Annotated in this window: 20 protein-coding genes; 8 read left to right on the top strand and 12 right to left on the bottom strand. The window is 69.6% G+C overall.

All coding sequences use genetic code 11. The features are described 5' to 3' along the window. Nucleotides 1-7: 7 nt before the first annotated feature. The 7 genes from truB to KY572_RS24735 all read right to left on the bottom strand — a co-directional run bounded on the left by truB (nucleotide 8) and on the right by KY572_RS24735 (nucleotide 7,811). Nucleotides 8-877, bottom strand: a complete 870-nt coding sequence (gene truB, locus KY572_RS24765; RefSeq protein WP_224245424.1) for a tRNA pseudouridine(55) synthase TruB — start codon at nucleotides 875-877, stop codon at nucleotides 8-10. Between the two features lie 33 nt (nucleotides 878-910). Further along, nucleotides 911-1,270: a 30S ribosome-binding factor RbfA gene (gene rbfA, locus KY572_RS24760; protein ID WP_224245423.1), complete on the bottom strand. Its 360-nt coding sequence runs from the start codon at nucleotides 1,268-1,270 to the stop codon at nucleotides 911-913. Continuing rightward, a complete protein-coding gene (locus tag KY572_RS24755) occupies nucleotides 1,267-1,866 on the bottom strand; it encodes a DUF503 domain-containing protein (protein WP_224245422.1) in 600 nt (199 codons plus the stop codon). The genes rbfA and KY572_RS24755 overlap by 4 nt, the downstream gene beginning before the upstream one ends. Nucleotides 1,867-1,944: 78 nt before the next feature. Next, the gene (infB, locus tag KY572_RS24750) at nucleotides 1,945-5,139 is read right to left on the bottom strand and encodes a translation initiation factor IF-2 (RefSeq protein WP_224245421.1); all 3,195 of its coding nucleotides are present in this window, start codon (nucleotides 5,137-5,139) and stop codon (nucleotides 1,945-1,947) included. Between the two features lie 102 nt (nucleotides 5,140-5,241). Next, on the bottom strand, nucleotides 5,242-5,547 hold the full coding sequence (locus tag KY572_RS24745; RefSeq protein WP_224245420.1) for a YlxR family protein: 306 nt from the start codon (nucleotides 5,545-5,547) through the stop codon (nucleotides 5,242-5,244). A gap of 20 nt (nucleotides 5,548-5,567) precedes the next feature. After that, a complete protein-coding gene (nusA, locus tag KY572_RS24740) occupies nucleotides 5,568-7,265 on the bottom strand; it encodes a transcription termination factor NusA (protein ID WP_224245419.1) in 1,698 nt (565 codons plus the stop codon). A gap of 60 nt (nucleotides 7,266-7,325) precedes the next feature. Continuing rightward, nucleotides 7,326-7,811 (bottom strand): ribosome maturation factor RimP, encoded by a 486-nt coding sequence (locus tag KY572_RS24735; protein ID WP_224245418.1) that lies wholly within the window; start codon nucleotides 7,809-7,811, stop codon nucleotides 7,326-7,328. Nucleotides 7,812-8,021: 210 nt separating this feature from the next. On the opposite strand from KY572_RS24735, the gene KY572_RS24730 reads away from it, so the two are divergent. The 6 genes from KY572_RS24730 to KY572_RS24705 all read left to right on the top strand — a co-directional run bounded on the left by KY572_RS24730 (nucleotide 8,022) and on the right by KY572_RS24705 (nucleotide 14,286). Then, on the top strand, nucleotides 8,022-8,828 hold the full coding sequence (locus KY572_RS24730; protein WP_224245417.1) for a carbon-nitrogen hydrolase family protein: 807 nt from the start codon (nucleotides 8,022-8,024) through the stop codon (nucleotides 8,826-8,828). 74 nt (nucleotides 8,829-8,902) lie between these two features. After that, nucleotides 8,903-9,370 (top strand): FecR domain-containing protein, encoded by a 468-nt coding sequence (locus tag KY572_RS24725; protein ID WP_224245416.1) that lies wholly within the window; start codon nucleotides 8,903-8,905, stop codon nucleotides 9,368-9,370. Then, nucleotides 9,367-10,260 (top strand): LysM peptidoglycan-binding domain-containing protein, encoded by an 894-nt coding sequence (locus KY572_RS24720; protein ID WP_224245415.1) that lies wholly within the window; start codon nucleotides 9,367-9,369, stop codon nucleotides 10,258-10,260. The genes KY572_RS24725 and KY572_RS24720 overlap by 4 nt, the downstream gene beginning before the upstream one ends. Nucleotides 10,261-10,278: 18 nt before the next feature. Continuing rightward, nucleotides 10,279-11,985, top strand: a complete 1,707-nt coding sequence (locus tag KY572_RS24715; RefSeq protein ID WP_224245414.1) for an HD domain-containing phosphohydrolase — start codon at nucleotides 10,279-10,281, stop codon at nucleotides 11,983-11,985. Nucleotides 11,986-12,062: 77 nt separating this feature from the next. Continuing rightward, nucleotides 12,063-12,401: a DUF971 domain-containing protein gene (locus KY572_RS24710; protein WP_224245413.1), complete on the top strand. Its 339-nt coding sequence runs from the start codon at nucleotides 12,063-12,065 to the stop codon at nucleotides 12,399-12,401. A 19-nt stretch (nucleotides 12,402-12,420) separates the two neighbouring features. Then, a complete protein-coding gene (locus KY572_RS24705) occupies nucleotides 12,421-14,286 on the top strand; it encodes a protein kinase domain-containing protein (protein WP_224245412.1) in 1,866 nt (621 codons plus the stop codon). A gap of 6 nt (nucleotides 14,287-14,292) precedes the next feature. Here the strand turns inward: KY572_RS24705 and KY572_RS24700 are convergent, their stop codons facing one another. From KY572_RS24700 to KY572_RS24680, 5 genes are all read right to left on the bottom strand, one after another. Then, on the bottom strand, nucleotides 14,293-14,802 hold the full coding sequence (locus tag KY572_RS24700; protein ID WP_224245411.1) for a ClpXP protease specificity-enhancing factor SspB: 510 nt from the start codon (nucleotides 14,800-14,802) through the stop codon (nucleotides 14,293-14,295). Between the two features lie 26 nt (nucleotides 14,803-14,828). Next, a complete protein-coding gene (smpB, locus tag KY572_RS24695) occupies nucleotides 14,829-15,314 on the bottom strand; it encodes an SsrA-binding protein SmpB (protein ID WP_224245410.1) in 486 nt (161 codons plus the stop codon). Nucleotides 15,315-15,325: 11 nt separating this feature from the next. After that, nucleotides 15,326-16,180 carry a pantoate--beta-alanine ligase gene (gene panC, locus KY572_RS24690; protein ID WP_224245409.1) on the bottom strand — a complete coding sequence of 285 codons (855 nt, stop codon included), beginning with the start codon at nucleotides 16,178-16,180 and terminating at the stop codon, nucleotides 15,326-15,328. A gap of 5 nt (nucleotides 16,181-16,185) precedes the next feature. Next, nucleotides 16,186-17,094 carry a 3-methyl-2-oxobutanoate hydroxymethyltransferase gene (panB, locus tag KY572_RS24685; RefSeq protein ID WP_224245408.1) on the bottom strand — a complete coding sequence of 303 codons (909 nt, stop codon included), beginning with the start codon at nucleotides 17,092-17,094 and terminating at the stop codon, nucleotides 16,186-16,188. Nucleotides 17,095-17,265: 171 nt separating this feature from the next. Continuing rightward, nucleotides 17,266-17,913 (bottom strand): deoxynucleoside kinase, encoded by a 648-nt coding sequence (locus KY572_RS24680; RefSeq protein ID WP_224245407.1) that lies wholly within the window; start codon nucleotides 17,911-17,913, stop codon nucleotides 17,266-17,268. Nucleotides 17,914-18,026: 113 nt separating this feature from the next. Between KY572_RS24680 and KY572_RS24675 the strand changes: the two genes are divergently transcribed. Then, entirely contained in the window at nucleotides 18,027-18,305 is a 279-nt protein-coding gene (locus KY572_RS24675; protein ID WP_224245406.1) for a hypothetical protein, read from the top strand. A gap of 126 nt (nucleotides 18,306-18,431) precedes the next feature. After that, nucleotides 18,432-19,337, top strand: coding sequence for an NAD(P)/FAD-dependent oxidoreductase (locus tag KY572_RS24670; RefSeq protein ID WP_224245405.1), 906 nt, complete (start codon nucleotides 18,432-18,434; stop codon nucleotides 19,335-19,337). Nucleotides 19,338-19,361: the final 24 nt, after the last annotated feature.

The raw sequence follows: 19,361 nt of genomic DNA, 5'->3' as shown, positions 1-19,361 counted from the left end.
TCCCCAATCAGGCGAGCACGCGCAGGTAGCTCAGCCGGCCCTTCACCACTTCAGCGACGGCCAGCAGCGCGCCGTCCGGTCCGAGCACGCGGATGCGGCCCTGCATGGGCGGGGCCTCCAGCGGCACGCCGTGCGTCACCCGGGCCGCGTCCGCCGCGCTCACGCGCAGGGAGGGCAGGTGGGCCAGCGCCTCCGAGAGGGACAGCAGCTTGCGCGCCACCGCCGCCCGGTCCTGCGCCAGCGCCGGCAGCTCCGCCAGCGGCAGCGACTGGGCCAGGGTGAAGGGCCCGCTCACCGTACGACGCAGCGCTTCCAGGTGGGCCCCACAGCCCAGCGCCCGGCCGATGTCATAGGCGAGCGTGCGGACGAAGAAGCCCTTGGAGCAGCGCACCGTGAGCTTGAGCTGGTTTGAGGAGAAGTCGCGCAGCGTCAGCTCGTAGACGGTGACCTGGCGGCTCGCCCGCTCGACCTCCTCGCCGGCCCGGGCCAGCTCGTAGAGGCGCTTTCCGGCCACCCTCACCGCCGAGTACATGGGCGGCACCTGCTCGAAGGTGCCCCGGAAGGGGGCCAGCGCCGTCTCCAGCAGGGCGGCGTTCAGGGGCGGCACCGGCGCCTCGGCCGTCACCTTGCCCTGGGCATCCTGGGTGTCCGTCTCCACGCCCAGGCGGACGGTGGCCTCGTAGGCCTTGTCGCTCTCGGTGATGAGGCCCGCCACCTTGGTGGCCTCCCCGAGGCAGATCGGCAGCACTCCCGTCGCCATCGGGTCGAGGGTGCCGGTGTGCCCTGCCTTCTTCACCTTCAGCAGCGCGCGCACCTGCCGCACCACGTCAAAGGAAGTGGGCCCCGAGGGTTTGTCGATGACGAGGACGCCGTCCATGGCTACTGACATCATGGATGCCGCGCGAGGCGGTTACCAGCCTTCCTTCTCGCGAACCTCGCGAAGGAGGCGGTCGATCTTGTCCCCCTCCCCCACCGACTCGTCGAAGGTGAAGAAGATCTCCGGGGAGACGCGCAGGTTGACGGCGGCCGTCACCTCGCGGCGCACGAAGCCCTTGGCGGCGTCCAGGCCCTTCTGCGTCTCCTCGCGCTCCTTCTCGGAGCCGATCATGGAATAGAAGACGCGGGCCACGCGCAGGTCCGGGGAGACCTTGACGCCGGTGATGGTGATGTAGCCGATGCGCGGATCCCTCAGCTCGCCGCGGGCGAGGATCTGCCCGATGGCGGCCTGGATCTCCTGGCCGACGCGCTCCGGTCGAGAATGCGTGCTCATTTCTTCTCCCAGTCCCGGGGGTTGCGCAGGTTGCGCGCGCGCGCCCGGGCTTCATCCAGCGTCAACGGTCCCCCACCCGAGGGCGCGGGCCTCCCAACGCTCTCCTTCCCCTCGTGCCGCCGGTCCCAGTCCGCCATCCCCTCGGCCTCCGCCAGAGAGCGCTCCGCGCGGTTCAAGCTGGCAATCAGCTCGTCGGGGCTCAAGCCCTGCTCTTCCTCCTCCGCCTCCTCGGCGTCACCGTCGGAGCTGGCCCTGGCCTTGGAGCTGGCGGCGCCGGCGGGCGCCACGTCATGGGCGAAGAGCTTGTCGCCGAAGGCCAGGATCTCCTTCTCCCGGGTCATCAGCGGAGCCACGTACATCTCCTCCACGAAGTGGATGATCTTCTCCATCTGCTCATCCACGTGGGCGCGCTCGTTGCCCACGACGGCCAGGGCGATGGTGGCCTTCTGCCAGAGGTCCTGATCATCCACCTCGGCGACGGCGACGTTGAAGCGAGCCTTCACCCGCTCGGTCACCCGGCGGAGGACCTGGCGCTTGGCCTTGAGCGAGCCGCTCTCGTGAATCTGCAGGGTGAGGCGTGCGACACAGACGAACATGGGAGACCCCTTGCCCGGCGGCGGCGCATCGGCCGGCCGCCGGGGCCAACGGTGAACTGCTCCGAAGGCGACCTGGGGCTAGGTCAGGCTCTGACGAGTCTCCTCGATCTCGTAGGCCTCGATGATGTCGCCGGGCTTGAGATCGTTGTAGTTCTCGATGCCGATACCGCACTCGAAGCCCTGGGCCACTTCCTTGACGTCGTCCTTGAAGCGCCTGAGCGACGCCATCTTCCCGGCGAAGAGCTGCTTGTTCTCGCGCATGAGCCGCACGAACGCGCCACGCTTGATGACACCGTCCAGCACCGCGGCGCCGGCGATGGTGCCCAGCTTCGGCACGTTGAACGTGTTGCGGACCTCGGCGCGCCCCAGCTTGCGCTCGGTGCGGATGGGCTCCAGCAGCTCCTCCATGGCCGTACGGACACCATCGATGAGCTCGTAGATGATGCTGTACGTCTGCAGCGTCACCTGCTGGGCCTTGGCCGCGGCCTCCGCGCCGGACTCCGGCTTCACGTTGAAGCCCACCACCAGCCCCTTGGAGGCGGCCGCACGCATGACGTCCGACTCGGTGATGGCGCCCACGCCGGTGTCGATGATCTCCACCCGCACCTTGGGGCCGGTGAGCTTGGTGAGGGCCTGCTTGACGGCCTCGGCCGAGCCCTGCACGTCCGCCTTGATGACGACGCGCAGCTCCTTGGGGCCGCCGCCCGCCTTGGTCTTGGCGAAGAGCTGATCCAGCGTCTCGCGGCTGACCTTGCTGAGCTCCACCTGACGCTCCTTCATGGCGCGGTGATCGCCGATCTGCTTGGCGGCCTTCTCGTCCGCGACCACGTTGATGGCGTCACCCGCGGTGGGCACGCCGGACAGGCCGATGACCTCCGCGCAGTAGCCAGGGAGCACTTCCTTCACCTGCTCGCCGCGGCTGTTGTTCATCGCGCGCACGCGGCCGTAGTGCGTCCCGGTGACGATGGCGTCGCCCAGCTTGAGCGTGCCCTCCTGCACCAGCACGGTGGCCACGGGGCCACGGCCGCGATCCAGCTTGGCCTCGATGATGGCACCCACCGCCGGCCGCTTCGGATTGGACGTCAGCTCGAGGACCTCCGCCTGGAGGACGACGTTCTCCAGGAGCAGGTCCAGGCCCGTCTTCTGCTTGGCGGACACGGGCACCATGATGGTGTCGCCGCCCCACTCCTCGGGCACCAGCTCGTGGTTGGCCAGGTCCTTCTTCACGCGGTCCGGGTTGGCGCCCGGCACGTCCATCTTGTTGATGGCGACGACGATGGGCACCTCGGCGGCCTTGGCGTGCTTGATGGCCTCGACCGTCTGCGGCATCACGCCGTCGTCGGCGGCCACCACCAGGATGACCACGTCCGTGACGTTGGCGCCGCGGGCGCGCATGGAGGTGAAGGCCTCGTGGCCCGGCGTGTCGAGGAACGTGATGTCCCCGCGCGCCGTGGTGACGCTGTAGGCGCCGATGTGCTGGGTGATGCCGCCGGCCTCACCCGAGGCCACGTTGGCGGCGCGGATGGCGTCCAGCAGGCTCGTCTTGCCGTGGTCGACGTGGCCCATGACGGTGACCACGGGCGGGCGAGCACGCTCGTCCTCGGGCTTCGCCTCCACCTCGGGCAGGTAGTCCTCGACCTCGAAGCCGACGCGATCCACCTTCCAGCCGTAGTCGGTGGCGATCATCTCCGCGGTGTCCGCGTCGATGAGCTGGTTGGCGGTGGCCATCTTCCCCAGACCCATCAGCTTCTTGATGATGTCCGCGGTGCGCACACCCATGCGCTGGCCCAGGTCGGACACGCTGATGCCCTCCTGGAGCTTGATGACCTTCTTCTCCTCGGCCATCTGGGTGATCTGCGTCTTGGCGCCCTTCTTCGTGGGCTTCTTCTTCTTGCCACGGATGGGGATGTTGACGCGGCCCCAGACGAGGTCCGAGAGCTCCTGCTTGGAGACGGCCGTGTCATTGGGCCCGCCCCTCTTGCGCGGGGCCTTGTCCTTGTTCTTGGAGACGTCGACCAGCTCGCGACCGCGCCCGGCGTGATCCGGGACGACCCTGAACTCGCGCACCTCGCCGATGGCCTTCTTGCCCGGCGCCATCGGGTACTGCTTCTGCTGGGTGGTGGTCGGCGTGACGCGACGCACCTGGATCAGCGGGCGGGAGATGACGACGGCCTGCGTCGCCGTGGGGCGAAGCTGGCGCGTGTCTCCCTGCGACGGGGCGTGAGGGACGCCACCGACCATGGTGACGTTCTGCCCCGGCTGCGCCGAGGAAGCCTGGGCGCCTGCCTGCGCGGGCGAGGTCGGACGCACCGGACCCGAGCTCGGGCCACCGGGGCGTGCTCCCGGACCACCCGGCCCCCCCGGACGACCGCCGTGGCCACCCGGCCCCCCCGGACGACCGCCATGACCACCAGGACCGCCCGGACGACCACCGGGGCCCATGGGACGGCCACCCTGCGGCCCTCCCGGACGACCCGACATACCCGCGCCCTGAGGCGGACGGGAGATGACAGTGGCCTGCGTGCCGGGAGACCGGACCGTCGGCGGAACCGGCGTGCGAGGCGGATTGGAGGGCAAGGAGGTCCTCTCCTGAGTGGGGAAGCGCTGCGGAGGCGTGGCCGTCGGCTGGGCGGCCTGGGGAACTGCCGGAGTCTCGGGCCTCGCGGCAACGGCCGGAGGCGTCTCGACCGCGGGAGCGGGCGGGGCGACCGGGGCCGCCGCGGCGGCGGGCTGCTCGGGCTGAGCGGCACGCGGCGGCTCGACAGCGGCGGGCGGCTCGGGCTGAGCCGGCTGCGCCGTCGCCTCGGGGGCGGCGGGCTGCTCGGGCTGAGCGGCGCGCGGCGGCTCGACAGCAGCGGGCGGCTCGGGCTGAGCCGGCTGCGCCGTCGCCTCGGGGGCGGCGGGCTGCTCGAGCTGGGCGGCACGCGGCGGCTCGGCGGCCGGCTCGGACTGCTGCGGAGGCGGCTGCTGATGGGCCGCCTCGGACGGCTGCTGGGCATCCTGCAAGCCATCGGACGACGAGCCCGTGGGGGCGCCGACCTTGCGGCGCACCACGAAGCCCTTGGCCGTCACCGGCGCGGCGGCCTGCTTCGGCTTGCGCTTGTCCAGGATCTTCTGGACCGCAGCCGTCGCCTGATCGTCATCAAGCGAAGACGAGTGGCTCTTGACGTCGTAACCAAGCGCCGCAAGCTCGGTGACGACCTCTTTGTTGTCGAGCTCAATGCCGTGGCCCTTGAGCTCTTTCGCGATTTCGTGAACGCGCTTCTTCGACATACGTTGCTTGGCCTTCTGCTCCGCCAACTTCTCGAGGGCGCAGCACCCTAATCCAAAAATGTCCGCGAGTGGTCCCTAACACCCACTCCCCCACCCCACCGCTCAACGCTCCGAGCCAGGCTCCCACGCCTGCTCGAGCTTCGACGGGTCAACCTTGCCCGCCTTGCCACGGAAGGCTCGCCCGAAGGCCTTCCGTTTGAGCGCCGCCGTCAGACATCCGGCACCGCAGAGGTAGGCGCCCCGTCCGGGCAACCTCCTCTCCCTGTCCACCACGACCTCCCCCTCCGGGTCCAGAGCGACCCGCGTCAATTCCCCTTGTGCCTTTCTGGCACCACAACCGACACAACTGCGAACGGGCCCTTCGGGGAGAGGGCCCTGCTGTGAACCGGAACGGGTTTTCGGGCTCATCCCCCCTCCGGCTCCCTAGCTTACGGCGACTTGGTGACTTCCGCGCTCCCGGTCGCGGAAGGAGGTGGCATGCCGCGCTCGGCGTTCAGCTCGGCCCGGAGCTTGGCCTCCTCCACCAGATAGTTCTCGGCCGCGCTCTTGAGCTGGCGGGCCTTCTTGATGCCGACGCCCGGCACGTCGCCGAGCTTCTGCAGGTCCTTCTCGTTGGCGATGTCCTCCACCGTCTTGTAGCCGGTGGACATGAGGGCCTCGATGGTCTTCTCACCGAGCCCTCGCACGCGAGCCATGCGCTCGGCCTGACTGAGCTCGTCCGGGTGGCGGCGAGCCTCGGCGATGCGGGCCTGCTCGCGCTCGTGGTCCATGCGCGACAGCTCGGCGGCGTCATCCACCATCTGCTTGCGGGCCGCCTCCTGCATCGCGGGGATGCGCGAGGGGTCCAGGCCCGGAATCTGGGCGAGCACCTCGGGGCTGGCCTCGGCGACGTCCTTGGCCTGGCGGAAGCCGTGGGCGTAGAGCGTCTCGATGAGCATCTCGTTGACGCCCGGCAGGGCCCCCAGCGAGCGGTTGGCGAACTCGCGCATCTCGCGCACGCGGCTCTCGCTGTTGATGTCCAGCTTCCAGCCGGTGAGCTGGGCGGCCAGGCGCACGTTCTGTCCGCGCCGACCGATGGCCAGCGACAGCTGGTCGTCCGGGACGATGAGCTCCATGGCGTGGTTGGCCTCGTCGATGATGACGCGGCTGACCTCGGCGGGCGCCAGCGCGGCGCACACGAAGCGGGCCGGATCCTCGTCGTAGGGGACGATGTCGATCTTCTCGCCGCGCAGCTCCTGCACCACCGCCTGCACGCGGCTGCCCTTCATGCCCACGCACGCGCCCACCGGATCCACGTCCGAGTCCCGGCTGCTGACGGCGATCTTCGCGCGGCCGCCCGGCTCACGGGCCGCCGCCTCGATGACGACGATGCCCTCGGCGATCTCGGGCACCTCCATCTCGAACAGCTTGGTCAGCAGGTTCACCGAGGCGCGGCTCAGGACGATCTGAGGGCCCTTGGACTCGCGCAGCACGTCCAGCACGTACGCCTGGACGCGGTCGCCCGGGCGGTACGTCTCGCGCGGCACCTGCTCGCGCACCGGCAGCACGGCCTCGGCGCGGCCCAGGTCCACGATGATGTTGCCGCGCTCGAACCGACGGGCGATGCCGGTGACGATCTCGTTCTTGCGGTCCTTGTACTCGTTGAAGACGTTCTCGCGCTCCGCGTCGCGGGTGCGCTGCAGAATCACTTGCTTGGCCGTCTGCGCGGCGATGCGGCCGAAGCCGCGGCGGAACGTCTTCAGCCGGAGGATGTCCCCGTACTGGTCGTCCTGGGCCTTGGCCTCGGCGGCGTCCTCGTCACGGTAGAAGATCTGGAACACCAGCTCGTCGCCGGCCTCCACTTCCATGCCCTTCCTGCGGGCCTCGGCCATGAGGATCTGGTTCACCGCCTGCACGGGGTCGGTGATCTCGTCGACGACGACGATGGCCTGGAAGAGCTCCACCACGCCCTTCTCAGGGTCGTACTTGGCCTCGAGGTTCCGGTCCTGGCCGAAGTGCTTCTTGGCCGCGGTCTTCATCGCGTCCTCGAGGGTCGCGATCAGCACACCCCGCTCGATGCCCTTGTCCTTGGCCACCTGGTCGAGGACGAGGTTCAGATTGATGTTGGGGTTGGCTTGAGTAGGCATGGTCTTCTCCGAAAGGGTCCACGGGCCCGCCGCTCGAGGGCGCGCCCTGTATGTCGACGACTAGAACTCGAACTCCAGGTTGGCCTTGGCGATGTCCTTGAAGGGGATGCGGAAGCTGCCCGCCCCCTCCACCTCGACCGCGATCTCCTCGCCCGACACCTCGGTCAGCGTGCCGGTGAAGTTCTTGCGGGGCGGGTCGCCGATGGGGCCGTAGGTCTTCACCTTGACCTTCTGCCCCTTCACCCGCTCGTAGTGAGCCAGTTTCTTCAACGGCCGGTTGACCCCGGGGCTGGAGACCTCGAGGTTGTACTCGTGGGGAATGAAGTCCTCCACGTCCAGCGCCGGATCCACCGCGCGAGAGACCTGGCTGCACTCGTCCAGGCCCACCCGGCCGCCCGGCTTGTCGATGAACAGGCGGAGCACCCAGCCCTCACGCTCGCGGACGAACTCGAGGTCGACGAGCTCGAGACCTTCGCCCGCAACGATGGGCTCGAGCAGGCTCATCGCCTTCTCCTCCACCGTCTGCTTGAAGTTGCTTTCCGCCATACGTGCGAAACCTGGGCTCCAAAAAAAGAAAAGCGGGCGCGGCGGCCCACTTTTCGAGAAACGACCTTCGAAAAATGTCGGGCGGGTCCCCTAGCACACGGCCAGACGGGGTGTAAAGGATGACGCACCCGGCCCAGCAGTGAAACAGAGCGTCCAAGGACAATGATTCCCGAGAGTTCCGCGCCTCGGGCAACCGGTTATAACCCCCCCATGCACCTCATCGCCGCGGCTCAGATGGTGTCCACAGCGGACAAGGCCCACAACCTGGAGGCGGCCACCCGGCTCGTCCGGCAGGCCGCCGGCCTGGGGGCTCGCCTGGTGGGCCTGCCCGAGAACTTCTCCTGGATGGGCTCCGAGCCCGACCGGCCCAGCGCCGCCGAGTCCCTGGACGGCCCCACCCTCTCGCGCATGGCCCAGCTGGCGCGCGAGCTGCGCATCACCCTGCTGGCAGGCTCCGTCCTGGAGGCCGGCGCGCCGGGCGGCCGCCTCTACAACACCAGCGTCCTCTTCGGCCCCCAGGGCGAGCGCCTGGCCGTCTACCGGAAGATGCACCTGTTCGACGTGGATGTAGGGGACGGTGCCACCTACCAGGAGTCCGCGGCCGTGGCACCGGGCACCGAGGTGGTGGCGGCCAACACGGAGCTGGGCCGGCTGGGGCTGTCGGTCTGCTACGACTTGCGCTTCCCGGAGCTGTACCGGCGGCTGTCCAGGGACGGGGCCACGCTGCTGGCCGTCCCCGCGGCCTTCACCCTCATGACGGGCAAGGACCACTGGGAGGTGCTCCTGCGCGCCCGGGCCATCGAGAACCAGTGCTACCTGTTCGCCCCCGCCCAGGGTGGGCGCCACTCCGACAAGCGCATCACCTACGGCCACGCAATGGTGATAGACCCGTGGGGACTCGTCACCGCGCGGGCGTCCGAAGGTGAAGGACTGGCCATCGCACCGATGGATCCGGAGCTGCTGGCCCGGATCCGTCGCAACCTGCCGTGCCTCCAGCACCGTCGGCTGACGGACTAGCGAGCAAGCCCTGTAGAGCCCCCCGTGTGAGCGGGAAGTTTTCGACGCTAGACTGCGCCTCCTGGAAACCGCTTGTGAACGGACGCTGGACCTACATGCTCCTCGCCCTCGCGCTGCCGGCCTTGCCCCTCGGCTGCAAAGCCGATGAGAAGCCGGCTGCGCCACCCCCACCCACTGCTCGTGCGCCGGAGCCTCGCGCCCAGCTCAAGGAGGTGCGCGGGGACGTCAAGCTCAAGCGCGCCACCGGAGACGAGTGGCAGGCCGCGCGCGAGGGGCTGCCGCTCTTCGAGAACGACAAGGTGCGCACCTCCGCCGGCGCCAGCGCGCGGGTGCAGTTCCCCAACGGCAGCCTGGTGAACCTGGGCGAGGATGCGCTGATCGCCATCGCCGAGACACGGCCGCGGCCCGGCCAGGAGCGCACGGACCTCACGGTGCTCAAGGGGCAGGTGGACGCGGCGCTGGAGACGCCCGCCACCCAGTCGCTGTCCGTCTCCACGCCCGCCGCCACCGTTCAGGCCGGAAGGGAGATCGTGTTCCGATGAGAAGCGCCCTCTTGCTCCTTGCATGGCTCGCCACCACTCCGCTGGAGCGGCAGGTCGTGGTGAACGAGCGCGAGTCCCTGGCCCAGGTCGCCGAGCGCACGCTCGGAGATCCCAAGGGCGCCAGCGAGCTGAAGGCCCTCAATGGGCTCACCTCCGACGAGGTGCCCGCGGGCACCACGCTGAAGCTGCCGGCCGAGGCCGACCGCACCCGGGCCATGAGCGCGCTGGCGGCGGCTCGCAACGCCGTGGCCCAGGCGGACCGCAACGCCGCGCGGCGCGAGGAGGCCTCCGCCAAGCTGAAGGAGGCCGAGGCCCAGTTCCAGGCGGCCGACTACGTGTCCGCGGCCAACACCGCCGACAGCGCGTGGGCCCTGCTCTCTCCCAGCGCGGGGCAGCCCTCCACGTTCCGGGTGAAGGTGGACGAGACGGGGGAGACCACCGTCTCGGTGCACACGGGGCCGCCGGTGCGGGTGCGCGCCGAGGACAAGACGCAGCCGGTGAACGCGGGCCACATGGTGAAGGTGGCCAAGGGCCAGGCGCCGCCGTCGGCCGAGCTGCTCCTCGAGCCGCCCCGGCCGCGCGCGCCCAACGACGGGCACCGCTTCAAGTTCGTGCCGGTGAACGGCCAGCTGGGCCCGGTGACGCTGACGTGGAGCGCCGTCACGGGCGCCCGCGAGTACGAGGTGGAGGTGCTGCCCGCCACGGGCACGCCGCTGCGCCACACCGTGCCCACCACCCAGTGGAAGTTACCGCCGCTGCCGGCGGGCCGTTATCGCTGGACGGTCCGGGCCCTGAGCGAGAACCAGAAGTCCAACGCATCCGCCGAGCACCTCTTCGAGCTCACCGAGGATCGGGTGAAGCTCCAGGTAGGTGAGCCCAACTGGAAGTAGCTCCGAGGGACGACACCCGTGCGCCTCTTCAAAGCCATCCTCCTGCTGATGCTGGTCGCCAGCATCATCCCCACGGTGATGGTGGGGTGGCTGTCCGTGTCCCACACCCGTGAGCTGCTCGTCCGCGACGCGCAGGAGCTGGCCCAGGAGCGCGTGAAGCAGCTGCGGCTCAAGCTGGGCGAGCTCATCTCCGAGCCCACCCAGCCGCTGCTCTCGCTGGCCAACAGCGCCTTCTTCTCGCGCACGGAGGTGGAGCAGCGCGCCCTGCTGGCCTCGGTGCTCATCCAGCGCCGCGAGGTGCTGGCCATCACCATCTTCTCCGCGCGGAAGGAGCGGCTGCCGGGCCTGCAGGCCTTCGCGGTGAACGACATTCCTCCCACCGCCGTGGCCGAGCACGAGGCGCGCGCCCAGGCGCTGCTGGAGGGCCTCACCGACGTGCGCTACTCGGAGGTGGTGCACCAGGGTCCCCAGGCGATGCCGGTGATGACCATGGCCTTCCCCGTGGGAGATCCGGTCAAGGGCTACGTCACCGCGGACATCTCCCTGGCGGCGCTCCAGAAGCTGATGGAGAACGAGCGGCTGGGCTCCAGCGGCTTCTTCTATGTGACGGATCGCCATGGCCACCTCGTGGCGGGCGGCGCCGCGCTGGGCTCGGAGATGGACGTGTCGCGGCGCGGGCCGGTGGCGCACCTGCTCCAGCAGCTGGCGCAGGCGCAGAGCGCGGACTCGGAGCACTTCCACGTCGGCAACTTCGGCACGGACAAGGACGGCATCGTCGCCGCCTACACGCACATGCCCGAGATGGAGTGGGGCATCGTCTCCGAGCAGCCGGTGATGCAGGCCTACCACCAGGCGGAGGCCATGGAGAAGCGCATCCTCCTGGGGCTGGGCGCCGCCATCCTCGTGGCGTGCGTGCTGGCGGCCACCTTCTCGCGCAACATCACCCGGCCCCTGCGCAACTTCACCGCCAAGGCGCTGGAGCTGGCCAACGGCAAGTTCGGCGCGGAGGTGGAGATCCGCCAGAAGAACGAGCTGGGAGAGCTGGCCCAGACGTTCAACTACATGAGCAAGCAGCTCATGGCGTACGACATGGAGAACCGCCGGCTCTACGAGAGCCTGGAGCAGGGCTACCTGGAGACGATCGTCGCGCTGGCCAACTCCATCGACTCCAAGGACGCGTACACCCGCGGCCACAGCCAGCGCGTGGGCGACGTGGCGGTGGAGATCGGCCGGGAGATGAGCCTGCCCGAGCGCCAGCTCAAGCAGCTGCAGTACGGCGGCATCCTCCACGACATCGGGAAGATCGGCATCGTCGAGTCCATCCTCTGCAAGCAGTCGCGGCTGACGGACGCGGAGATGGCCATCATGCGCGAGCACCCGGCCATCGGAGACTCGATCATCGGCCCGGTGAGCTTCCTGTCCGGGGTGCGCTCCTGCGTGCGCAGCCACCACGAGCGCTGGGACGGCACCGGCTACCCGGATAAGCTCAAGGGCGAGGACATTCCGCTGCTGGCCCGCATCGTCGCGTGCGCGGACACCTTCGACGCCTGCACCTCCACCCGGCCCTACCAGAAGGCCATGCCGCTGGAGCAGGCCATGCAGATCCTCGACAAGCTCAGCGGCGCCCAGCTGGATCCGGACGTGGTGAAGGCGCTGCGCGGCGTGCTCCAGAAGAAGGGCCTGCGCCTGGAAGGCCACCGGCAGCCGGTGAAGCTGGCCTCCTGACGTGGCACCTCCTCCCATGTGGGCCCGGTGAATGCTAAGCACCTCCTGGCGCTGTTCTGCCTTCGGAAGGTGAACCGTTGAGCTTCTGGGATCGCATCAAGCCCGCCCCCAAGCCCGTGTCGGCCACGGATGTGCAGCTGTCTGCGGACGGCGGGCGGCTGACGTTGACGTGGGACGATGGAAAGAGCAGCTCCGCCACCGCGCAGGTGCTGCGCCAGCAGTGCCCCTGCGCCGCCTGCGTGGACGAGTGGACGAACCGGCGCACGCTGGACCCGTCCCGCGTGCCGGCGGACCTGCGCATCCAGAACCTGCAGCCGGTGGGCAACTACGCGCTCACCCTGGCCTTCACCGACGGCCACGGCACGGGCATCTATCCTTGGCCCCTCCTGCGCGATATCACCCTGCCCCAGGGCTGAGGACACCAGGAGGACTGCCGTGAACGAACGCTATCGGCTCGTGCGGCCCCTGGCCACGGGAGGCATGGCGGAGCTCTTCCTGGGCATCGCGCGCGGCGCCGAAGGCTTCGAGAAGCCCGTGGCCATCAAGCGCATCCTCCCGTACCTGGCCAAGGACGAGGCCATCGCGCGCATGTTCCTCTCCGAGGCGCGTCTGGCCACCCACCTGCACCACCAGAACCTCGTCTCCGTCTACGACGTGGGCAACGACGCCACCGGCCTGTTCCTCGTCATGGAGCTGGTGAACGGGTGGGACCTGGGTGTGCTGGTGCGCCGCGCGAAGAGGCAGGGCACGCGCTTCCCGCCCCACCTGGTGGCCTTCATCGGCGCCCAGGCGCTCGCCGGGCTGACGCACGCCTACCGGCGCATGCACAACGGCAAGCCGGTGCTCACCGCCCACCGCGACATCTCGCCGTCCAACATCCTCGTCTCGCGCGAGGGCGAGGTGAAGCTCACCGACTTCGGCATCGCCAAGCTGGAGGGCGTCTCCCACGGCACCCAGCCCGGCGTCTTCAAGGGCAAGCCCTCCTATGCCGCGCCCGAGGTCATCACCGGCGGGCCCGCCACCGCCGCCAGCGATCAGTTCTCCCTGGGCATCGTCCTGTACGAGCTGCTCACCGGCCAGCACCCCTTCAGCGACTCCACGGAGGCCATCATCGTCGCCATGGCGATCGCGGGCGGCACGCCTCCGCCGCTCACCGGCGTGCCCGAGCCGCTCGCCGAGGTGGTCATGCGCGCGCTCGAGAAGAAGCCCGAGGCGCGCTTCCCCCAGCCCGAGGCCATGGCCGAGGCGCTCGCGCGCTACCTCGCCCGGTCCGGCGAGCCCGCCTCCTCCCACTCGCTGGCCGCCTTCCTCGGCGGGCTGAACCTGCCCCCCACCCTGCTGGAGCAGTCCGAGGCCTCGGCCCCCCAGCCCCTCCAGACTTCCCCGGCCCCGCAGGCGCCCCCGCCCCCTCAGCCCCCGTCGGGAGTTCCCACCCGGGTCATGTCTCCGGGGCGAGGCTCGGCGCTCGTCTCCCAGTCCGCGGCTTCCGACCCGGGATGGATCTCCCCGCTCGCCGCCGAGCAGCCCGCGCACACAGGCCACTCCTACGAGCGCTCCGCCGAGTGGGTGATGCCCGAGGACAGCTCCGCGCTGAGCCAGAGCGGGCGGCTGGTGCCGCCCACGCCCTCCGAGGGCCTGGCCAGCACCCAGCTGCGCGCGCCCCTGCAGTCCACGGGGGAGGTTCCGCTGGAGGTGAGCCCGAAGCCCGCCTCGGAGCCGGAGCTGGAGCTCCAGACCCGACCGCCCACCGTCTTCCGCTGCGTTCGCTGCGAGGCGCCGCTCCCCTCGGCCCATGCGCCGTGCGATCGCTGCGCCACCGAGCTGGCGACTCCCGGAGTGACGTCGGTCGTGACGGGGCCCAGCGTGCTGGAGACACCCGCGGATCAGCTCCAGTGGGAGACGCGAGGCCCGCGCGAGGGGACGCTCTGGCAGCCGAAGCGCCGCTTCCCCTGGGGCCGGTGGGCGCTGCGCCTGGGGGTGGTGGGGGCGCTCGCGGCGGGCGTGTTCTTCGGCCGGCCCTACCTCGAGCGGCTGCTGCCTGGCGCCCAGAGCCTGGTGCGCGGCGCGATGGAGGGCACCCCCTCCAAGCCTCCGCCCCTCATCATCGGCAGCGAGCCGTCCGGCGCCCGGGTGATGGTGAACGGCGTGGACAAGGGCACGACGCCCCTGGTGATGGACAACGACTACCCCCCCGGCCAGGAGATCCAGTTCGAGGTGACGCTGCGCGGGTACAAGCCCTGGAAGGGCTCGTTCATCGGCCGAGCCCCCGGGCAGTTCGAGGTGGAGCTGAAGAAGCGCTGAGGCGCCTCACTTCACCAGGCGCAGGTGGCCCCGGCGCGGCGTGGGCGGCTCGTCCCTGGGCCCGCCGTCGGGCTCGGGTTCCTTCTCGCCCTGCACCTCGCGGAGCACCGCGCGCGGGCGCGGCTCCGAGGGAGGCGGCACGGCCCCGGGCACCTCCTGCGGGGGCACCTTGCTGGTGACCATCGTCTGCTGGAGCAGCTCCGGCGGCATGTCGTCCGGGTACATCCAGAAGAGTTCTTTCGTCACGTGGCTGGCGATGGCGAACAGCGCCGACCAGGGCACCGCCACCGTGAAGCGCGTCCCCGAGAAGCTCAGCGTCGAGCGCACGCCCCAGTCGCTCACCGAGAGATCCGGCGGATCGAACCGGTACGAGAGGTTGAGCCTCAAGTGGGACTCATTGCGCAGGTGCGGCGGGACGAGCACCCCGGGGCGCCGAGCGTCCAGGTGGATCATCACCAGGCCCTGCTCCAGGGCCGCCAGCAGCCGCTCCTTCTTGTCTGGACCCTTCTTGTCCATCCTGTCCACGGCGGGGGGGCGGGCGCTCAGCGGCGTCGCGTCTCTCGCTCCATCTCCCGCTTGGTCTCCCGTTCCTTGATGTCCTGCCGACGGTCCTCGTGGGTCTTGCCCTTGCAGAGCCCCAGCTCCACCTTGGCCTTCCCATCCTTGAAGTACAGCACAAGCGGGATGATGGAATAACCCCGCTCCCGCACCTTCGCTGCCCAGCGGTCGATTTCCGCACGGTGCATCAGCAGCTTACGGCCTCGAAGCGGCTCATGCGTGAACACATTAGCGGGTTTGTAGCTCCCGATGTGGGCGTTGAGGAGATATAGCTCGCTGCCCTTGGGGAGCGCGTAGGCATCCGACAGGTTGGCCGTGCCTTCGCGCAGGGCCTTCACCTCGCTGCCCTGGAGCATGAGGCCCGCCTCCACCTTCTCGTCCACGGTGTACATGGCGCGAGCCTTGCGGTTCTCGGCGATGATCTTCACGCCCGGCCCCGTGCCTCCACCCTTCGCCTTGCCGCCGGCCATACGCGCGTCCCCTAGCCTCCGATGGGCTGGTTGTCGATCAGCCGGGTGGTTCCGCAGAAGGCGGCCACCAGCAGGCGCGCGGGCGTCCCAGGCTGGAGCGTGGACAGCGGCGTGAGTCGCTCGGCATCCACCAGCTCCACGTAATCCTCCCGAAGGTCCGCGGCGCGCAGCTCTCGACGGACCGCTTCCGTGAGCGCTGACGCCTCCAGGGTGCCAGCGCGCGCCAGCCCCTGGGCCGCTCCCAGTCCTCGCGAGATGGCGAGCGCCCGCTTGCGCTCCTCCGCACCGAGGTAGGCATTGCGAGAGCTCATCGCCAGCCCGTCCGCCTCGCGGATGGTGGGCATGCCGACGATCTCCGCGCCCAGGTGGAGATCGCGGTTGAGCGCCTTGATGACCTGGAGCTGCTGGTAGTCCTTCTCCCCGAACAGGGCCACGTCGGGCCGGAAGAGGGCCAGCAGCTGGGTGACGATGGTGGCCACGCCGCGGAAGTGTCCGGGACGGCGCGCGCCGCACAGCCCCTGGCTCACCTCCGTCACCTCCACGTACGTCTGATAGCCCGGCGGGTACATGGCGCCCGACTCAGGAGCGAAGACGACGTCCGCGCCCGCGCTGGCGCACTTGGCCAGGTCCCCCTCCAAGTCCCGGGGGTAGCGGGCCAGGTCCTCCTTGGGACCGAACTGGGTGGGGTTGACGAAGATGGAGGTGGCGACGACGTCGGCGCGGCGACGGCCCTCCCGCATGAGGGACAGGTGCCCCTCATGCAGGAAGCCCATGGTCGGCACCAGCGCGAGCCGGCGCCCTGCCTTGCGGAGCTCCGCCGCCCACGCCTTCACCTCCGCCACCGAGCGGAGGACCTGCGGAGTCATGGCGCTCAGACCGGGACTCCGTAGATGGGGCCGATCTTCTCCGTGCCCTCGGTGGCCTCGGCGGCGTCCGGCTCCGGGTGGGCGTTGGAGGCCACCAGCCGCAGCGTCTTCGAGTGGAAGGAGTGATCCTCGTCCGGGAAGGTGCCGGCGCGGACCTCGGAGAAGAAGGCGCTCGCCGCCCCGGTGATGGTGCCGTGCAGGTCCGCGTAGCGCTTCACGAACTTGGGCTTGAAGTGCGGGTTCATCCCGAGCAGGTCGTAACAGACGAGCACCTGGCCGTCGCAATCAACTCCCGCGCCGATGCCGATGGTGGGGATGCTCAGGCGCTGGGTGATCTGCCGGGCCAGCTCGGCGGGAACGCCCTCGAGCACCAGCGCGTAGCAGCCGGCCCGCTCGAGCGCGAGCGCGTCCTGGAGGATCTTCCGAGCCGCCTGCTCGTCCTTGCCCTGCACCACATAGCCGCCCATCTTGTGCACCGACTGAGGCGTCAGCCCCAGGTGCCCCATGACGGGGATGCTCGCGCGGGTGATGGCCGCCACGGTGTCGGCGAACTCGGCGCCGCCCTCGAGCTTCACGCTGCCCACGCCACCCTCGGCCACGAGCCGACCGGCGTTGCGCACCGCCGCCTCGATCGACGTCTGGTAGCTCATGAAGGGCATGTCCCCCACCACGTGGGCCCGGCGGGCACCGCGGGTGACGGCCACGGAGTGGTAGATCATCTGGTCCATCGTCACCGGGAGCGTCGAGTCATGCCCCTGGACGACCATGCCCAGCGAGTCGCCGACCAGCAGCACGTCCGCGCCAGACTCATCCAGGATGCGGGCGAACGTGGCGTCATAGGCCGTGACCATGCAGATCTTCTGGGCGGCCTGCTTCAAGCGCTTCAGCGTGTGGATGGTGACCTTGTCCTTCACGGTTCACCTCCTCTTGCGGTGATGGGGGTATTTACTGGTGCTGCGCTGTCCACCTCTCGCCGTCCCAGGGGGATCGACGGAGGTCTGAGCGTACTCTAACGCCCTCTTGGGTCGTATGGGCACCCATTATCTGGGCCCCCATGCCGAGGTAGGCAGGCGAGTGCCCGGGCGCTACGCCCGCCTGGCCGTCTGCGGATCGTAATGGTGGGTGCCTCCCGTGCGCGCCTTCTGGATGGCGGCCATGAGCCCCTCTCGGTCCGCTTCATTGTTCACGAAGTCGATGTCCGAGGTGTTCACCACCAGAAGCGGCGTGTCGGTGTAGTGAGCGAAGAAGTCGTTGTAGGCGTGCACCAGCTCCTCGAGGTAGCCGGCGTCGAACTTGCGCTCGAACTCGCGCGCCCGCTTCTTGATGCGGTGCAGCAACACGTCCAGGCGGCCCTGGAGGTAGATGACGAGGTCCGGCTTGGTCACCCGAGGCCCCAGCGCCTCGAACACCCGGTCGTAGAGCGCCAGCTCGTGCGAGTCCAGGGTGAGGCAGGCGAAGATCCGGTCCTTGGCGAACAGGTAGTCGCTGACGGTGATGGCGCTGAAGAGGTCCTGCTGGAACAGCTCCTGTTGCTGCCGGAAGCGCGAGAGCAGGAAGAAGATCTGCGTCTGGAACGCGTATTTCTGCCGATCCGTGTAGAAGCTGGAGAGGAACGGGTTCTCCTCCACCACCTCCAGGATCCGGCGGGCGCTGAAGCGCTCGGCCAGGAGGTTGGAGAGGCTCGTCTTGCCCACGCCAATGGGCCCCTCGACGACGATGTACCGGTAGTCCATCCGCGAAAGGCGGATAGCACAGATTCCGAATGCGTGCCTGCTTGACGGTCCGGGGGGCGTTTCCGTACGGTCCGCCCGCCGATCCAACACGTGGGCGTGGGGTGCGCAGGGAGATGAGCGGAAGGCAGCGCTCGAAGACGGTGGTGAAGCTGGAGGAGCGCAAGCAGGCCGCCCGTCCGAAGGCGCCGGCCGCACCCGCCGTGGAGCCGGATCCTCTCTATGGCGTGGTGCTGCTCAAGACGGCGCTGGAGCTCAAGCGCCGCAAGGACGGCAGCGCCGAGGAGATCCTCCGAGGCGTGCTGGCGCGCATGCGCATCCCCGAGCACGAGTTCCGCGCGTTCCTGGAGCAGCGCGGAGATCTGCTGAAGGCGCTCGGGATGCAGGGGAAGTAGCAGCGCGGCGCCCCCTCCCCTGGCCGAAAGATCCGCCGATCCCGACGAAAGACCCGCGCTACCGACGGGCTCCCTCCGGCCGCTACTTCAGAGACGACTCTGGAGACTGCTTCTGGGAGGAAGCTCATGGCTTACGACGTCGTCATCGTGGGAGGTGGGCCGGCCGGGCTCGCGGCGGCTCTGATGTTCGGTCGGGCGAGGAAGCGAGCGCTCCTGTGTGATGCGGGCTCGCCACGCAACGCCGCGGCCGAGCACATTCACAGCTTCGTCACCCGGGATGGAACGCCCCCCGCGGAGTTTCGCCGCATCGCCCGCGAGCAGCTCCGGCCCTACGCCTCCGTGGAAGTCAGGGACACGAGGGTGGACACCATCGAGAAGCAGGGCGAGCGCTTCGCGGTTCGCCTCGGCTCCGAGACGGTGTCGGCCCGGCGCGTGCTCCTCTGCTCTGGACTGGTGGACGAGCTCCCGCCGCTGCCGGGCCTGCGTGACCTGTGGGGCAAGAGCGTCTTCGTGTGCCCGTACTGCCACGGCTGGGAGGTGCGCGATCGCGCCTTCGGGTACCTGGTGCCCGCGGCGCAGTGGCTGGAGTGGGCCCTCTTCCTCAAGAGCTGGACGAAGGACGTCATCGCCTTCACCGATGGGGCGTTTCCCGTGCCCGCCGAGGCTCGGGAGAAGTTCGAGCGCGCTGGCGTGCGCATCGAGGAGCGTCGGGTCATCGGGCTCCGCTCGAATGGCGAGGGGCTCGCGGCCGTGCAGCTCGAGGGGGGCTCTGAGGTCGCGCGCGACGTCCTCTTCATCCGCTCTCCCCAGCGGCAGACGGCGCTGGTGGCGTCGCTCGGGCTCGAGCTCGACGAGCAGGGGTTCGTTCGCGTCGATGCCCACTACCAGACGTCGGTGAGCGGCATCCATGCGGCGGGCGATCTGACGACGCTCCTCCAGGGGGCCCTCGCCGCCGCCAACGCAGGCACCACCGCGGCGGCCATGATGAACCACGCGCTCACGATGGAGCTCGTCGCGGAGGGAGCCCTCTGACCCCTTCGGGTCTCCGCGAACCGG

This window comes from Hyalangium gracile, assembly GCF_020103725.1.
In the GTDB taxonomy this organism is placed as follows: Bacteria; Myxococcota; Myxococcia; order Myxococcales; family Myxococcaceae; genus Hyalangium; species Hyalangium gracile.
This window is presented reverse-complemented; position numbering and strand designations above follow the sequence as displayed.

Excerpts from the sequence above, each read along its gene's own strand:
- KY572_RS24680 (WP_224245407.1), bottom strand. The coding sequence starts at position 17,913 with ATGGACTACCGGTACATCGTCGTCGAGGGGCCCATTGGCGTGGGCAAG.
- KY572_RS24730 (WP_224245417.1), top strand. The coding sequence starts at position 8,022 with ATGCACCTCATCGCCGCGGCTCAGATGGTGTCCACAGCGGACAAGGCC.
- KY572_RS24675 (WP_224245406.1), top strand. The coding sequence starts at position 18,027 with ATGAGCGGAAGGCAGCGCTCGAAGACGGTGGTGAAGCTGGAGGAGCGC.
- KY572_RS24720 (WP_224245415.1), top strand. The coding sequence starts at position 9,367 with ATGAGAAGCGCCCTCTTGCTCCTTGCATGGCTCGCCACCACTCCGCTG.
- smpB (WP_224245410.1), bottom strand. The coding sequence starts at position 15,314 with ATGGCCGGCGGCAAGGCGAAGGGTGGAGGCACGGGGCCGGGCGTGAAG.
- KY572_RS24755 (WP_224245422.1), bottom strand. The coding sequence starts at position 1,866 with ATGTTCGTCTGTGTCGCACGCCTCACCCTGCAGATTCACGAGAGCGGC.
- KY572_RS24670 (WP_224245405.1), top strand. The coding sequence starts at position 18,432 with ATGGCTTACGACGTCGTCATCGTGGGAGGTGGGCCGGCCGGGCTCGCG.
- KY572_RS24700 (WP_224245411.1), bottom strand. The coding sequence starts at position 14,802 with ATGGACAAGAAGGGTCCAGACAAGAAGGAGCGGCTGCTGGCGGCCCTG.
- nusA (WP_224245419.1), bottom strand. The coding sequence starts at position 7,265 with ATGCCTACTCAAGCCAACCCCAACATCAATCTGAACCTCGTCCTCGAC.
- KY572_RS24745 (WP_224245420.1), bottom strand. The coding sequence starts at position 5,547 with ATGAGCCCGAAAACCCGTTCCGGTTCACAGCAGGGCCCTCTCCCCGAA.
- KY572_RS24735 (WP_224245418.1), bottom strand. The coding sequence starts at position 7,811 with ATGGCGGAAAGCAACTTCAAGCAGACGGTGGAGGAGAAGGCGATGAGC.
- truB (WP_224245424.1), bottom strand. The coding sequence starts at position 877 with ATGGACGGCGTCCTCGTCATCGACAAACCCTCGGGGCCCACTTCCTTT.
- rbfA (WP_224245423.1), bottom strand. The coding sequence starts at position 1,270 with ATGAGCACGCATTCTCGACCGGAGCGCGTCGGCCAGGAGATCCAGGCC.
- infB (WP_224245421.1), bottom strand. The coding sequence starts at position 5,139 with ATGTCGAAGAAGCGCGTTCACGAAATCGCGAAAGAGCTCAAGGGCCAC.
- panC (WP_224245409.1), bottom strand. The coding sequence starts at position 16,180 with ATGACTCCGCAGGTCCTCCGCTCGGTGGCGGAGGTGAAGGCGTGGGCG.